This window comes from Micromonospora sp. DT15 (assembly GCF_049841475.1).
Lineage (GTDB): Bacteria > Actinomycetota > Actinomycetes > Mycobacteriales > Micromonosporaceae > Micromonospora.
Genome location: NZ_JBNCKJ010000005.1, coordinates 108741 through 123967 on the forward strand (window position 1 = coordinate 108741; position 15227 = coordinate 123967).

A 15227-nucleotide genomic window follows, 5' to 3' on the forward strand; every position below is an offset into this window, starting at 1 on the left:
ACACCCCCGGAACACGCCCTAGCCGACAATGGGTTGCTCCTGGGGATAGCGGTAGAGCCGGCGTCGGGTGTTCAGGGCGATCGCCGACCCCAGGGTCAGCGTCCCGACACGGCCGATGAACATCAGCACGGTCAGCGCCAGTTGGCCGCCGGGCGGCAGTTCGGCGGCCAGACCGATGGTCAGACCGGTGGTGCTGAACGCCGAGGTGATCTCGAACAGGGCCGCGACGAAGCGGACGCCCTCGGTGAGCAGCAGCAACAACATGGTTCCGGCCATCACCAACGCGACGCTGAGCAGCGCCACTGTGATCGCCTGCCGCTGGCTCGCGGTGGCCACCCGCCGGTGCCCGATCGTCACGTCGGGCTCACCGCGCAGCTCCGCCCAGATGGTGAACGCCAGCAGGAAGAACGTGGACACCTTGATGCCACCGGCCGTGCTGGCGCTGCCGCCGCCGATGAACATCAGCACGATCAGCAGGGGATAGCTCTCCTCCTGGAGAGCGGTGATGTCCAGGACGCTGAAGCCGCCGGTGCGGCTCAGCGCGATCTGGGTGAACGACGCGAGGACCTTCCCGGGTACGTCGTACTGGCCGATCGTGCTCGCGTTGGTCCATTCGGCGGCGAGCAGGCCACCGAAGCCGAGCAGTAGCAGCACCACGCTGCCCCAGATGGTCAACTTCGTCGCCACCGCCCAGCGGGTCGGCTGCCGCCATTCACGGACCGCCTCGAAGAGGGCGGGAAACCCGAGACCGCCGATGATCGCGCCGATCGCCAGGGGCAGCGACACCCACGGATCACGGCTGAAGGCCAGCAGGCCATCGGTGTAGAGCGCGAAGCCACCGTTGTTGAACGCCTGCACGGCGTGGAAGACGCCCGACCAGAGAGCCTCGGAGAACGGGTAGTCGTAGGTCAGCCAGAGTCGACCGGCGACCAGCACTGTCATCACCGCCTCGCAGGCGAAGACGGTCAGCGCGATCCGGCGGAGCAGCCGGCCCACGTCACCGAGGCCGAACTCCGCCGTCTCGGCCTGCACCAGCAACCGGTTGCGCAGTCCGAGCTGACTGGAGACCACCAGGATGACCAATGCGGCGACGGTGAGGATGCCGAGACCGCCGAGCTGAGTGAGAAGGGTGATCACCAGCAGGCCCCAGCCGGACCAGTAGTTCGGCGTGTCGGTGATGGCCATGCCGGTGACCGACACGGCCGAGGTAGCGGTGAAGAGCGCCGTGACCACTGGTGGGCGTACGTGTTCGGCGGTCGCCCAGCGCGCCATGAGCAATCCGGTACCGAGCAGGATCGGCACCAGGAACGCGAACGGCACCAGCCGCACGGGATTGCGGAAGAACCGGCGCACCAGACAATCTTCCTGTCCGCCCGCGCCCCCGGAGTGGGAACGGGCATTCCGGAGATTCATCTGCCGGCGAGCCATCGACCAACTCCTGGCAAATCACGGGCACCTGATCGTTCCCCGGAACGCTGCCGGCGCCCTGCTCGCCCCCACCAACGTCGTACGCGACGCGCACCGGGAGCGCCTGCTCGTGCACTCCTGGACGTTCCGGACCGAGAGCCAGTTCCTCCCGGCGGACTTCCGGATCGGCGCCGACCCGAACGCGCGCGGCGACATCACCGCCGAGTACGAGCTCTTCCTCGGCCTGGGTCTCGACGGGGTCTTCAGCGACCACCCGGACGACGGGCCAGCCCTGTGCCCGCCCGCCTGCAGGCGCCCGCAGGGGTGCGGGCATCACCTCGCGGACGCTATGGAGCTGATGCCGTAAACGAATCGCACGCCCCCGTCAGCGCTGTGGCCGGTGGGTCAACCCGTGCTCCTGGTCGATCACGGTAGGTGGAGCGAGACGATCGCGCCGATCTTGCGGTTTCGGTTGTCGACATGGGTGGAATGCGTCTTGTGTCGGGACAGAAAGTGCAAGATCGCGGAGCGAGGGCAGCGCAGCGCGGCGCGGCGCGGCGATCATGGAGTTGTGGTGCCCGGCTTGGCAGTTTGCGGGCGTTTTGTTGCCCACCACAAGTGCATGATCGGCGAGGTGGCGCCGGTTGACGAGCAGCCGCTCCGCCTAACGCAATGGCGTTGGCGTCCACGATCGAGCACGATCTCGACAGCTCGAGCCGGTATCCGGGCGGCAACTTCGGCGATGTTGCTGTCTCGCGGCGGGCTGAGGGGGCAACATCAGCGAACTTGCGGCGATCTTCGCACGCTCGGCGTGCGGGGGCGCGCTCGGGCGGCGTTACCGGCCGGGCTGCTCGGCAACGTACGTGCCGCGGCCGGGCTGACCGTGATCAGCTTGCGGTCGTCGGCGCTGCCGGCGCGCGGCGGCCCACGGCGGGCCCTGCGGCTGACCGAACCGGGGCGAATGGCGCGGGGCGACACACGGTTCGGGTAGTCCGTGGGGGTCCGGGCCATCGAGGGCATGAGCTCCCGGCTGGTAATGCGGCCCGTTGTAACCTCCGGCCACCTCAATCCTGTTACTTGTGTGTTTCCGCCACATAGCTCGTGGGTGACGTCACTTCTAGCGTGAGCCGTCACGAAGAAGTTCTCTCCCTCTGAGTCCTCATGTGGAGTCGCAATGACGGTCCGGACGACGCGGCGGGCGTTCCTCTCCGCCGCCACGATGATGGCCGCGGCGCTGGCCGCCACGGCCTGTGGCAGCCCGCAGGACACCGCCACCGGCGGCGGCGACAGTGCCGCGCCGGTCAAGGTCGGCCTGGTGTACTCCCAGTCGGGAGCCCTGGCCAGTTACGGAAAGCAGTACATCGAGGGGTTCAAGGCGGGGCTGGACTTCGCCACCCAGGGCACCGGCAAGGTCGGTGACCGGAAGATCGAGCTGACCGAGGTCGACGACGCGGGCGATCCGGCCAAGGCGGTCTCCGCGGCGAAGGACCTGATCGGCAAGGGCACGAAGATCATCGCCGGTTCCACCGCCTCCGGTGTGGCGCTTCAGGTGGCGCCGATCGCGGCGCAGAACAAGGTGCTGTTCATCTCCGGCCCGGCCGCCACGGACGCGGTGACCGGCGCGAACAAGTACACCTTCCGCTCCGGTCGGCAGTCGTACCAGGACGTGGTGACCGCCAAGTCGTTCATCGGCGACCCCGCCGGCAAGAAGGTGGTGGTCTTCGCCCAGGACGGCGCGTTCGGTGACGCCAACGAGGCCGCCGTCAAGGCCGTCATCGGCAGCGCGGGCGCGACGGTGAGCAGCGTCCGGGCCCCGGCCAGTGCCACCGAGTTCACCCCGTTCGCCAGTCAGATCAAGGCCGCCAAGCCGGACCTGCTCTTCGTGGCGTGGGCGGGCACGACCGCCCCGGCCATGTGGCAGACCCTCGACCAGCAGGGCGTCCTCTCGTCCACCACCGTCGTCACCGGCCTGGACATCCGCGCCTCGTGGCCGACCTTCGGTGCTGCCGGGGCGAAGATCTCCTTCCTGTCGCACTACTTCGACGGTGCCAGCGACACCGAGGCCAGCAAGGCGTTGAAGGCCACCGTCAACACCATCGACCTGTTCCACCCGGACGGCTTCGCCGCCGCGCAGATGGTGGTCCGGGCCGTGCAGGAGGGCGGGGACGACGTCGACAAGATGGTCACCGCTCTGGAGGGCTGGAGCTTCGACGGGGTCAAGGGCAAGATGACCATCCGGGCCGCCGACCACGCGCTGCTCCAGCCGATGTTCCAGGCCAAGCTGACCGGCAGCGGCACCGCGTTCACGGCGACCGCGCAGAAGAGCCTCACCGGTGACGAGACCGCGCCGCCGGCCGTGGCCATGAAGGGCTGACCATGCTCGCCACCCGCGGTCTGACCTGGCGGATCGGTGAGGTCGCCATCGTCGACAGCGTCTACCTCGACCTGGCTCCCGGGGAGTTCCTGGGCGTCATCGGGCCGAACGGCGCCGGTAAGACCTCACTGTTCAACCTGATCACCGGCCTGCGTCGGGCCACCGAGGGTCGGGTCGTTCTCGACGGGCAGGACATCGGGGCGCTCCCGCCGCATCGGCGGGCCCGCCTCGGCCTGGGCCGTACCTTCCAGGCGTCCTCGGTCTTCGGATCGTTGAGCGTGCGGGAGAACGTCCGGCTCGCCGTGCAGGCGCACCGCGGGGGCTCAATGGCGTTGTGGCGGCGGGCGGCGGCCGACCGGGAGGTCGCCGTCGCCGCCGACGCGGCGCTCGACCGGGTCGGCCTCGCCCACCGGGGTACGGCCCTCGCCGGCACCCTGGCCCACGGCGAGAAGCGCAAGCTGGAGATCGCCCTGCTGCTCGCCGGTGAACCGCGGGTGATGCTGCTGGACGAGCCGATGGCCGGGGTCAGCGCCGAGGACGTGCCGGAGCTGGTCGCCGTCATCAAGTCGTTGACCGGCGACAGCGGCCGGGCGGTGTTGATGGTCGAACACCACATGGACGTCATCCTGGAACTGGCCGACCGCATCGCCGTCATGCACCACGGTGCGCTGCTGGCCTGCGACACCCCGGAGACGGTGATGGCCAACCCCACAGTGCAAGAGGCCTATCTGGGGGAGTCGCTGTGAGCGCGAGGAGTGAGCCGGGTTTGCGAGCCCCGCAGTCGCGAACGGAGGCGGTGCTGTGAGCGCGAGGAGTGAGCCGGGTTTGCGAGCCCCGCAGTCGCGAACGGAGGCATCTCAGTGACGGAACCGATCCTCAGTGTGGAGGACCTGTCGGTCCGGATCTCCGGGCTGCACATCCTCCAGGGGGTGTCCTTCACCGTCGCCCCGACCGGCGTGACAGTGCTGCTCGGTCGCAACGGCGTCGGCAAGACCACCACGCTGCGCGCGATCGTCGGCCTCACCCCGCCTGCCGGGGAGGTCCGCGGCACCATCCGGATGGGCGCGCAGAGTCTGCTGGCCCGGCCGACGCACCGGCTGGTCCGCGGTGGGCTCGGCTACGTGCCCGAGGACCGCTGCGTGTTCGCCGGGCTCACCGTCGCGGAGAACCTGCGGCTCGCCGAGCGGCGCGGCACCAGCCCGGCGTACGACAAGGTCTTCGCGCTCTTTCCGGAGCTGGACCGACGCGGACGGCAACGGGCCGGTTCGCTGTCCGGCGGGCAGCAGCAGATGCTCGCCATCGGTCGGGTGCTGCTCAACGACAACCGGCTGCTGCTCGTCGACGAGCCGACCAAGGGGTTGGCGCCGAAGGTGGTTACCGAGGTGGCCGAGGTGTTGGAACGGGTCGCGGAGTCGGTGCCGGTGCTGCTGGTCGAGCAGAACCTCGCCGTCGTACGCCGACTGGCCCGCGACGCGGTCGTGCTGGCCGCCGGCAAGGTGGCCTGGACCGGCGACGCCCACGAGTTGCTGTTGGAGACCGCGTTGACGAAGTCGCTGCTCGGTGTCGGCTCCGCGGAGGCGGCTGCGCCGAGCGCGAGGAGTGAGCTTGCGAGCCCCGCAGTCGCGAGGAAGGACAAGCTCTGATGGGCACCGTGATCCTGTTGGCGCTGACCGGGCTCGGTCTGGCGGCGCTGTACTTCCTGGTCGCGTCCGGCCTGTCCCTGGTCTTCGGCCTGGCTGACGTGCTGAACTTCGCGCACGGGCTGTTCCTCGGCGTCGGCGCGTACGGCACCTGGTGGGCGGCGGGCAACCTGCCGGGCGCCGGCCCGGACGGGTTCGGCTTCGTGTTCGCTGTCGCCTTCGGGGTGGCCGCCGGCACGCTGGTCGCGATCCTGGTCGAGCTGGTGCTGATCCGCCCGCTGTACTCCCGCACCATCGAGCAGGTGCTGGTCACCGTCGGGCTGTCGCTGGCCGGGGTGGCGTTGCTCCAGGCCACCTGGGGTGCGGACGCCCGTCCGTTCCCGCGTCCGGACTGGACCCGGCAGGTGACCGGGATCTTCGGCGCGCAGGTGCCCAACGGAGGCCTGCTGCTGATCATCTCTGCGGTGCTGGTGCTCGGCGCGATCCTGGCGTTCCTGCGGTGGACCCGGTACGGCCTGGTGATCCGGGCCGGCGTGGAGAACCGGGAAATGGTGACCGCGCTGGGCATCGACGTCCGCAAGGCGTTCACGCTGGTCTTCGCGATCGGTGGGGCGGCCGCGGCGCTCGCCGGCGCGCTCGGCGGGGTCTACTTCGGCACCGTCTCGCCCGGGCAGGGCGGCTCGCTGCTGATCTTCGCGTTCATCGTGGTGGTGATCGGCGGGATGGGCTCGGTCGTCGGCTCCGCGTACGCGGCGGTCGTGGTCGGGCTGGTGCAGCAGTTCGTCAACTACTACGGCACGTCCGGGCTGGGCGACATCTGCGTGGTCGGGCTGCTGGCCGTGGTGCTGCTGCTGCGCCCGCAGGGCATCGCCGGAAAGGTGGCAACGGCATGACGGTGATCGACGCTCCTCCCGCGCAGGTGCCCGACGAGTTGACCCCGCAGCGGGGGCGGTGGCACCGGGTCCGCCCGTTCCTGCCGCTGGTAGCGCTTGTCGTGCTGGCGATCCTGCCGTACTCGACGATCTCCCTACCGGGGATCTTCGAGGGGCCGGTCAACTCACCCGGCACCCTGCAGATTCTCGCCATCTGCCTGATCTTCGGCGGCCTGGCGGCCGGGTACGACCTGCTCTTCGGTCGGACCGGGATGCTCTCCTTCGGGCACGCGCTGTACTTCGCCGCCGGTGTCTACGGCACCGACATCCTGGTCACCAGGGCCGGTCTGCCGCTGTGGCAGGCGGCGCTGCTGACCATCACCGGCGGCACCATCCTCGCCGCGCTGCTCGGCGCTGTGGCGCTGCGTACCGTGGGCATCGCGTTCGCCATGGTCACGTTGGCCTTCGCCCAGGTGGGCGCGATCCTGGTGGCCCGGGACTTCGGCGGGCTCACCGGAGGCGAGGAGGGCCTGCCGCTGGACGTGTCAGGGCTGCCCGCCGGGCTGGTCGGGGTGACGAACACCGTCAACCTGTACTGGTTGGCGCTGGCGTACCTGACGCTTGTGGTCTTCGTGGTGCACCGGGTGAGCGGCTCACCGACCGGTCGGGTGCTCGCCGGGCTGCGTGACGACGAGCGGCGGATCGGCGTGCTCGGGTTGGACCCGTACCGCTACAAGCTGGTGGCGTTCACCCTGGCCGGCGGGTTGGCGTCGGCGGGCGGGGTGGTCTACGTCCTGATCGTCGGCGGCGCGTCGCCGCACATCACGTCCTCCGAGCTGACCCTGTCGCTGCTGGTCATGGTGGTGCTCGGCGGGCCGGGCACCCGGTGGGGTCCGGTGCTCGGTGGTGTCCTCTACATGTACCTGGACCACCGGCTCACCGCCTTCGGCACGAGCGACGCGGTGGACAACCTGCCGGCCGTCCTCAGCCGTCCGCTGAGCCAGCCGCTGTTCGTCCTGGGCACTGTCTTCATCCTGGCCGTCTACTTCTTCCCAGGCGGCCTGACCAGTCTGGCCCCCCGCCTGTCCCACCTGACCCGAGCCCTCCGCCCCCGCCGTTAAGTCTGTTGATCAAGAGGTTTGCGTCGAAATTCGACCGGATGGTGACGCAAACCTCTTGATCAACAGGGGTATGACGGACGGCGCTGGTAGAAATGCCGGGTGGAGACAGCAGAGCGGGCAGCCGTACGCGAGCGGGCCGAGGCGGTGCTGCGCCGGCTGGCCGGCGACCACGCCCGGCTGCGCGAGGATCAGTGGCGCGCCATCGAGGCGCTGGTCGTCGACCGGCGGCGGGTGCTCTGCGTCCAGCGCACCGGTTGGGGCAAGTCGGCTGTCTACTTCGTGGCCACCGCCCTGCTGCGGGAGCGGGGGGAGCACGGCCCGACGGTCATCGTCTCGCCGCTGCTGGCGTTGATGCGCAACCAGGTCGAGGCCGCCGCGCGGGCCGGCATCCGGGCCCGCACGATCAACTCGGCGAACCTCGACGAGTGGGACGAGATCACCGCCGAGATCCAGACCGGCGCGGTGGACGTGCTGCTGATCAGCCCGGAACGGCTCAACAACCCGGATTTCCGCGACGGCGTCCTGCCGAAGTTGGCCGCCACCACCGGCCTGCTGGTGGTCGACGAGGCGCACTGCGTCTCCGACTGGGGGCACGACTTCCGGCCGGACTACCGGCGGCTGCGGACGTTCCTCGCCGAGCTGCCCGAACGCACCCCCGTGCTGGCGACCACCGCCACCGCCAACGCCCGGGTCACCCAGGACGTCGCCGAGCAGCTGGGCGACGCCCTCATCCTGCGCGGCACCCTGGACCGCGAGTCGCTGCGCCTCGGGGTGCTCGACCTGCCCAGCCCGGCGCACCGGCTGGCCTGGCTCGCCGACCACCTGGACCAGCTGCCCGGCTCGGGCATCGTCTACACGCTGACAGTGGCCGCAGCGGGGGAGACCGCCGAGTTCCTGCGCTCCCGGGGCTACCCGGTCGCCTCGTACAGCGGGCAGTCCGACGACGCCGACCGGCGCGCCGCCGAACAGGACCTGCTCGACAACAAGATCAAGGCGTTGGTCGCCACCAGCGCCCTCGGCATGGGCTTCGACAAGCCCGACCTGGGCTTCGTCGTCCACCTCGGCGCGCCACCCTCGCCGATCGCGTACTACCAGCAGGTCGGCCGCGCGGGCCGCGCCGTCGAGCACGCCGAGGTGCTGCTGCTGCCCGGCGTCGAGGACGCCGCGATCTGGCGTTACTTCGCCTCGCTGGCGTTCCCACCGGAGCAGCAGGTCCGAGCCGTGCTGGCGGCCCTGCACACCGACCGCCCGCTCTCCACCCAGGCCCTCGAACCCCTCGTCGACCTGCGCCGGGCCCGGCTGGAGCTGATGCTCAAGGTGCTCGACGTGGACGGCGCGGTCCGCCGGGTGCGCGGTGGCTGGCTCGCCACCGGCGAGCCGTGGGTCTACGACGAGGCCCGGTTGCGCCGCGTCGCCGAGGCGCGCACCGTCGAGCAACAGGCCATGCGGGAGTACGCGACGACGTCCGACTGCCGGATGCGGTATCTACGGGAACGCCTGGACGACACCGAGGCGGTCGACTGCGGCCGATGCGACAGGTGCGCCGACCCACTCTTCGCCGCAGACGTGTCGACAGCAGCGCTCGCCGCCGCGCAGACCTTCCTGGGTCGACCCGGCGTGGAGATCGCTCCGAAGAAGCTCTGGCCGACCGGGCTCGACGCGGTGGGCGTACCCCTCAAGGGCCGGATCGCCCCCGCGGAGCAGGCGCTGCCGGGCCGGGCCGTCGGGCGCCTCTCCGACCTGGGCTGGGGTAGCCGGCTGCGTGCCCTCGTCGGCCCGGAAGCGCCGGACGCGCCGGTGCCCGACGACGTCGCCGGCGCGGTCGTGGAGGTGCTGAAGGCGTGGGCGCACGGCGACAACCCGTGGCCCCGTCGGCCGGTGGCGGTGGTCGCGGTCGGTTCCCGGCGGCGGCCCCGGCTGCTCGGCTCGCTGGCCGAGCGGATCGCCACAGTGGGCCGGCTGCCGCTGCTCGGCGAGGTCACCGCGGCCGGCCCCGACGGCCCGGCCGGGCCGCGCGGCAACAGCGCCCAACGGGTACGCGCGCTGCACGACGCCTTCACCGTGCCGGCCAATCTGGCCGACGCCCTGGCCGGGCTGGACGGCCCGGTGCTGCTCGTCGACGACCTGATCGACTCGGGCTGGACGATGACGCTGGTGGCCCGGGCCCTGCGTCGGTCCGGCGCGACCGACGTGCTCCCGCTCGCCCTCGCCGTGGCCGGCTGACCTGCTGCCCGCAGGTCGGTTTCCCTCGGCGATGTTCGGGTCTGCGCCGCGGTCCGTGCCTGTTCGGGCGTTGCCCGGCGCTGCGGCGCGCTATTTGCTCCGTGGTCCGTGCCTGTTCGGGGCGTTGCCCGGCGCTGCGGCGCGATCTGCGCCGGTCGGGGTGGGAAAGTTCCCGGGCGGTGTCGAGTGCGACGGTCGCCACGCTGTCCGGGCGTCGGCCTGACCCGGCCGGGCGCGACGGTACCGTGGTCGGCATGACCGACCAGCAGCCCTCCACCCGTGCGCGCACCATTGCGGGCAGGATCGCTGGCGGCGAGGCCGGCCAGGCGCTGGGCGTCGGTCGTGGCTGACCAGGGCCCCGTCGAGCCGGACCGGAGCACCCTCCGGCTGGCGCTGGTGGTCGGCGGGCTGGTGCTGGCGGTGCTGCTCGGCTTCGGCCTCGGCCGGTTAAACGCCAACGGCACCGTCACCGGCAGCCCGTCGTTGGCCGCCGAGCACACCGACCCACCGGGCGTCGCGCCGCACAACCACGGCAGTGCCACGGCCACCGATCAGGGCGCGGCCGTCGAGCCGGGCGGTCTGGCGGTCAGCTCGGCCGGGTTCACCCTGGTGCCCCTGGTCACCGAGTTCGTGGCGGGTCGCCCGGGTCAGCTCCGCTTCCAGGTGCGCGACGCGCAGCGCCGGCCGATCAGCCGGTTCGCCATCGTGCACGACAAGCCGATGCACCTCATCGTCGTCCGGCGGGACCTGACCGGTTACCAGCACCTGCACCCGACCATGGCGGCGGACGGCACCTGGTCGGTGCCGTTGACCCTCGCGCAGCCCGGCCTCTGGCGCGCGTACGCCGATTTCACAGTGGTCGCCGACAACGGCGCGCAGACCGCTGTGACCCTCGGGGCGGACCTGGTGGCCCCCGGCGACTACCGACCCCGTCCACTGCCGGGGCCGGTCACCTCGACCACCGTGGACGGCTTCACCGTCGGCTACCAGGGCACGGTGCAGGCCGGGGCGACAGTGCCGCTGACCTTCCGGGTGGGTGGTGCTGGTGGCGCAGCCCAGTTGGAGCGGTACCTCGGGGCGTACGGGCACCTGGTGGCGTTGCGCGAGGGCGACCTCGGCTATCTGCACGTGCACCCGGAGACCGAGTTGGTGGACGGTCAGATCAAGTTCTGGTTGACCACCCCTGGTCCGGGCCGCTACCGCCTCTACCTCGACTTCCAGGTGAACGCGGAAGTCCGAACGGCCGAGTTCACCCTGACCGTCCCCTAGCCCGGCTCCGGGCCACTGCCCCGTTGATCATGAAGTTGTTGCCCTTCGCTTCGGCGTGTCGTGGCAATAACTTCATGATCAACGGCCGCAAGGGGCGGGGCCCGGGGCCGGGGCGGGGCGGGTTAGCTGGCTCGGCGGATGGGGCGGCGGGCCAGGTAGCGGAGCAGGTCGCGGATGTGGTGCTTCTCCTCGGCGGGGACCGTGGGGTCGGCCAGCCGGTCCAGGATGGCCCGGACGTCGGCCTCGACCGGGCCGTCGTCGTGGCGTCGCCGACGCGCTGGACCGGCGTCGGGCAGGCCGAGCGCGCGGAACGCGGCAGCGACCGGCAGATCCAGCGCGGCGCAGAAGCCGCGCACCTTGGCCAACTCGGGATAGTCCTGCCAGTCGCCGGCCAGCCAGCGGAAGACGGTGGAGCGGCCCACGCCCGTGTGCGAGGCAAGATCAGTCACGGTCCAGCCACGTTCGTCGCGAGCGTCATCGATGGCGCGCCGGACGAAGCGAGCAAAGGCCATCTGCGGTGATACGTCGGCTGATCCCATCCCTGCGTGTCTTCCCCCCTGCCGGAGCACCGGGACGATGCGCCTTCCGAGGGTAGTACGCGAGAAGCCGGAAACAATTGACTGACCGCACAAACTGTCCCGTGGGCGAGACTTTTCTCTGGAAGCGTGTGTGCAGAACGAAAATTGCATCGAGCGATCTTCATCGTTCTTCCATTAAGCTCGGTGCCCGTCCCGACATCGCGTCTGTCGTCTGCCGCCTGCGACCGGACCATCGCCGAGGAGCACCATGGCCGAATTGAGCCGCCCCCAGCCGTACCAGCCCGGTGCGGTGAGCCTCTTCTTCGTCGCCAAGGCCGGCGTCTTCGCCGCCGCGTTCTGGATCTGGTTGCTGGTCCTGGTGCTCCGCACCGACTCCGCGACCGGTCTCCAGGTGCTGGCCGCCACCGGCGCCATCACCACCACGCTGGTCGCTGTCCTGCTCGGCGCCCGGATGGCGGTGCAACACAACGCCGCCATCCGGCACGCCGAGGTGAAGAAGCTACTGGTCGACATCTCCTGGAACGCCTTCGCGGCGGCCGGCAACGCCGAGACCGAGGGCAAGGTCGTGCCATTCCCGACCGCCCCGGTCGACGGTGACTGGGCCGCCCAGCGGCCCGCCGCCGACCGGGTGTCTCTCCTCGACCGTTCTACCAGCGAGCGCAACGGTGGCCGGGACCGCCGACGCTAGCCGCCCTGGGGTGCCTCTTCGGCGGCCAGCAGGGTCTCCAGCCGGGGAGTCACCTGCCACTGGTCCACCAGCTCGCGGTACTCCGCGCGCTGTGGCTCGGTCGCCCCGGCACCGGTACGACGGGCGCGGATCAGCAGGTTACGCGGGGTGTGCTGCGAGTCCACGAACTCCACCACCTCGGTCCGGTAGCCGTGCACCCGCAGCAACCCGGCGCGCAGCGCGTCGGTGAGCACGTCGGCGAAGCGCTCGCGCAGGATGCCCTGCCGGGTCAGCAGGTCGTACGGGGCCGGGGCGGGATGGGCGCGGAGCTGCTTCGCCAGATCGTGGTGGCAGCACGGCGCGGCCAGCACCCAGCGGGCCTCCCAGCGCACCGCGCGGGCCAGCGCCTCGTCGGTGGCGGTGTCGCAGGCGTGCAGCGCCAGCACCAGGTCGGGGGCAGGGTCGACGACGGCGTCGGCGATCGTCCCGGCCACGAAGCTGACCTGGTCGGCCCAGCCGAGCCGCTGCGCCAGCTCGGTGTTGCGCCGCCGCTGGTCCTCCCGGACGTCCACGCCGACCAGGTGGACGTCGAGCCCCCGACTCGTCAGGTAGCGGTACGCGGCGAACGTCAGGTAGGCGTTGCCGCAGCCCAGGTCGACCACCCGTAATGAACCGGTCAGGTCGTCGGGCAGGGTAGCGGCCAGGGCCCGCAGGAACGCGTCCACCTGGCGGCGCTTGGCCGCCGAGCCGCCGATCTCGGCGAAGATCGGGTCACCGGGGTCGAGCAGGTATTCCTTCGCCCGGTCGTTCCCGGTGGGTGTCGCCACCGGACGGGACGTCGCGGCCCGGTGCACCTGCGCCTCACCGGACTTGGTCACCCGCAGTTGAAGGGTCGCGTCGGCCGTCTCGACGTGCCAGTTGCCGAACGGCTCGGCCAGCAGTTCGTCGATCGCCGCAGCGGCCTCCGGACCGGAGGCGAGGTTGCGGGTGTAGGGGCGAGCGCCGTCGGACGTGGTGATCTGCATCCGGGGCCCGGCCTTGAGCCGCACCGGCCGCAGTTCGGCCCGCTCAACTGTGGGGCGGCGACCGCGTCGACGTCCGGCGGCGACCGCCCGGGTCAGCGCGGGGTCGAGCAGCAACGCCCGAACCTCGGTCAGGGCGGCGTCCAGTGGTTGCGGCATCGTTCCATCTTCGGCAGGTGGGGTGGGAGAAGGGAACATCCCCCGTACCGCGCGAGGCGGTGCGGGGGATGTCAGGTGTGGCTGGTGGTCAGTCCGCTGTCGCTTCGGCCGGCGTACCCGCATCGGAACCGCCACCACGGCGGCGGCGTCGGCGACGCGGCTTGGACGCCTCGCCCTCGGACGCGGTGGCCGGCTCGGACGAGCCGGCGTCGGCGGAGATCACCGCGGTCGTCTCGGCCGTGACCGCCTCGCCGGCCCGGCGGCGACGCCGACGGCGAGGGGTACGGGTGCCTTCGTCGGCGGCGTCGGCCGCAGGTGCCTCGGCGGCGGCCGGCGTGGCGGCGTCGGAGCGGTCGCGGCGGCCATCGCCCCGACCACGGCGCTCGCCACGACCCTCGCCACGACCCTCGCCACGACCCTCACCACGGCTCTCGCCGCGTCGGGGGCCACGACCACCGCTGTCGCCCCGACGGGAGCGGGTCGTCCCACCCAGATCCTCTTCGATCTCGGCGGACAGCCCGGCCCGGGTGCGCTCGGCCGTGGGCAGCGTGCCGCTGACCTCGGTGGAGATGTGCAGGTCGGTGTAGAGGTGCGGCGACGTGTGGTACGTCTCCGGCGGCTCCGGCATCTCCAGACCGAGGGTCTTGTCGATGATCCGCCACCGCGGCATGTCGTCCCAGTCGACGAAGGTCACCGCGACACCCGTCGCGCCGGCCCGGCCGGTACGACCGATCCGGTGGGTGTAGGTGTCCTGGTCTTCCGGGCAGTCGTAGTTGATGACGTGGGTGACGCCTGTGACGTCCAGCCCACGGGCCGCCACGTCGGTGGCGACCAGGATGTCGATCTTGCCGGCCCGGAAGGCCCGCAGCGCCCGCTCACGGGCACCCTGGCCGAGGTCACCATGCACGGCGGCGACCGCGAACCCACGGAAGTCGAGATCCTCGGCGACCCGGTCGGCCGCCCGCTTGGTACGCGTGAAGATCATGGTCAGCCCGCGCCCCTCCGCCTGGAGGATGCGCGCCACCACCTCGACCTTGTTCATCGAGTGGGTGCGGTAGACCAACTGCTGGGTCTGCGGCGACGGGCCGGTCTCGGCGGTGTGCCCGGCGTGGATCGTCATCGGCTGGCGCAGGAATCGCCGCGACAGGGTGACGATCGGGTCCGGCATGGTGGCCGAGAAGAGCATCGTCTGCCGGTCTTCCGGAAGCATCGCGAGGATCTTCTCGACGTCGTCGAGGAAGCCCAGGTCGAGCATCCGGTCGGCCTCGTCGAGGACGAGTGCGTGCACCCGGTCGAGCCGGAGGTGCTTCTGCTTCTGCAGGTCCATCAGTCGGCCGGGCGTACCGACCAGGATCTCGACGCCCTTGCGCAGCGCGTCGATCTGCGGCTCGTACGCCACGCCGCCGTAGATCGGCAGCACCCGGACGCCACGCGTCCGGCCGGCGGCAGCCAGGTCCTTGGCGACCTGGATGCCCAGCTCACGGGTGGGGACGACGACCAGCGCCTGGGGGACGCCGTCGCTGCCCTCGCCCGGGGCGAAGACCCGGTCGAGCAGTGGTACGCCGAAGCCGAGGGTCTTGCCGGTGCCGGTGGGCGCCTGGCCGATCAGGTCGACGCCGCGCAGCGCAATCGGGATCGCGTACTCCTGGATGGCGAAGGCGCGGGTGATGCCGGCCGAGGCCAGGGCCTCGACGGTCTCGGCGCGGGCGCCGAGTGCGGCGAACGTGGGGGCCTCCGGTCGAACCGGGGCGGTGGGGGCCAGTTCCTGGCCGTCCAGCAAATCTTGAGTCAGGTCGCTCATGTGGATGTGGGGGTGCCCTCTCGTGGGTGCGCCCGTCATGTCCTCAGGGCGCGTTCGGTATGACGCGGGCCACACGGTCGGCGGCAGATTGCCGAGCCGGACCGGGCCGCACGCGCGCCGCGGGCTGAGCTTC

General features: G+C 71.2%; 13 protein-coding genes. 9 read left to right on the plus strand and 4 right to left on the minus strand.

Annotated features, from left to right (window positions below; all coding sequences use genetic code 11):
• Positions 1-18: 18 nt before the first annotated feature.
• Complete coding sequence (locus tag ACLQ3F_RS12950) at positions 19-1353, minus strand: TrkH family potassium uptake protein (protein WP_425848863.1); 1335 nt, start codon at positions 1351-1353, stop codon at positions 19-21.
• On the opposite strand from ACLQ3F_RS12950, the gene ACLQ3F_RS12955 reads away from it, so the two are divergent.
• The 8 genes from ACLQ3F_RS12955 (at position 1334) to ACLQ3F_RS12990 (ending at position 10906) form a co-directional block, all read left to right on the plus strand.
• Positions 1334-1774 (plus strand): glycerophosphodiester phosphodiesterase family protein, encoded by a 441-nt coding sequence (locus ACLQ3F_RS12955; RefSeq protein ID WP_425848865.1) that lies wholly within the window; start codon positions 1334-1336, stop codon positions 1772-1774. The genes ACLQ3F_RS12950 and ACLQ3F_RS12955 overlap by 20 nt on opposite strands.
• An 807-nt stretch (positions 1775-2581) precedes the next feature.
• A complete protein-coding gene (locus ACLQ3F_RS12960) occupies positions 2582-3781 on the plus strand; it encodes a substrate-binding domain-containing protein (protein WP_425848868.1) in 1200 nt (399 codons plus the stop codon).
• 2 nt (positions 3782-3783) lie between these two features.
• On the plus strand, positions 3784-4527 hold the full coding sequence (locus ACLQ3F_RS12965) for an ABC transporter ATP-binding protein (protein ID WP_355005715.1): 744 nt from the start codon (positions 3784-3786) through the stop codon (positions 4525-4527).
• A 114-nt stretch (positions 4528-4641) separates the two neighbouring features.
• Positions 4642-5424, plus strand: a complete 783-nt coding sequence (locus ACLQ3F_RS12970) for an ABC transporter ATP-binding protein (RefSeq protein WP_425848870.1) — start codon at positions 4642-4644, stop codon at positions 5422-5424.
• Positions 5424-6314 (plus strand): branched-chain amino acid ABC transporter permease, encoded by an 891-nt coding sequence (locus ACLQ3F_RS12975; RefSeq protein ID WP_425848872.1) that lies wholly within the window; start codon positions 5424-5426, stop codon positions 6312-6314. The genes ACLQ3F_RS12970 and ACLQ3F_RS12975 overlap by 1 nt, the downstream gene beginning before the upstream one ends.
• Positions 6311-7414, plus strand: coding sequence for a branched-chain amino acid ABC transporter permease (locus ACLQ3F_RS12980; RefSeq protein WP_357229833.1), 1104 nt, complete (start codon positions 6311-6313; stop codon positions 7412-7414). The genes ACLQ3F_RS12975 and ACLQ3F_RS12980 overlap by 4 nt, the downstream gene beginning before the upstream one ends.
• Before the next feature lie 99 nt (positions 7415-7513).
• On the plus strand, positions 7514-9637 hold the full coding sequence (locus ACLQ3F_RS12985; RefSeq protein ID WP_425848875.1) for a DEAD/DEAH box helicase: 2124 nt from the start codon (positions 7514-7516) through the stop codon (positions 9635-9637).
• A gap of 342 nt (positions 9638-9979) precedes the next feature.
• Positions 9980-10906 carry a hypothetical protein gene (locus ACLQ3F_RS12990; RefSeq protein WP_425848878.1) on the plus strand — a complete coding sequence of 309 codons (927 nt, stop codon included), beginning with the start codon at positions 9980-9982 and terminating at the stop codon, positions 10904-10906.
• Between the two features lie 122 nt (positions 10907-11028).
• Here ACLQ3F_RS12990 and ACLQ3F_RS12995 read toward each other — a convergent pair whose 3' ends face one another.
• Positions 11029-11445 carry a helix-turn-helix domain-containing protein gene (locus ACLQ3F_RS12995; RefSeq protein WP_357200745.1) on the minus strand — a complete coding sequence of 139 codons (417 nt, stop codon included), beginning with the start codon at positions 11443-11445 and terminating at the stop codon, positions 11029-11031.
• A gap of 247 nt (positions 11446-11692) precedes the next feature.
• Between ACLQ3F_RS12995 and ACLQ3F_RS13000 the strand changes: the two genes are divergently transcribed.
• Positions 11693-12133, plus strand: a complete 441-nt coding sequence (locus tag ACLQ3F_RS13000) for a hypothetical protein (RefSeq protein ID WP_357200748.1) — start codon at positions 11693-11695, stop codon at positions 12131-12133.
• Here ACLQ3F_RS13000 and ACLQ3F_RS13005 read toward each other — a convergent pair.
• Positions 12130-13293: a class I SAM-dependent methyltransferase gene (locus ACLQ3F_RS13005; protein WP_425848882.1), complete on the minus strand. Its 1164-nt coding sequence runs from the start codon at positions 13291-13293 to the stop codon at positions 12130-12132. The two genes, ACLQ3F_RS13000 and ACLQ3F_RS13005, sit on opposite strands and share 4 nt — an antisense overlap.
• A gap of 88 nt (positions 13294-13381) precedes the next feature.
• Positions 13382-15094 carry a DEAD/DEAH box helicase gene (locus ACLQ3F_RS13010; protein ID WP_357200754.1) on the minus strand — a complete coding sequence of 571 codons (1713 nt, stop codon included), beginning with the start codon at positions 15092-15094 and terminating at the stop codon, positions 13382-13384.
• Positions 15095-15227 lie beyond the last annotated feature (133 nt).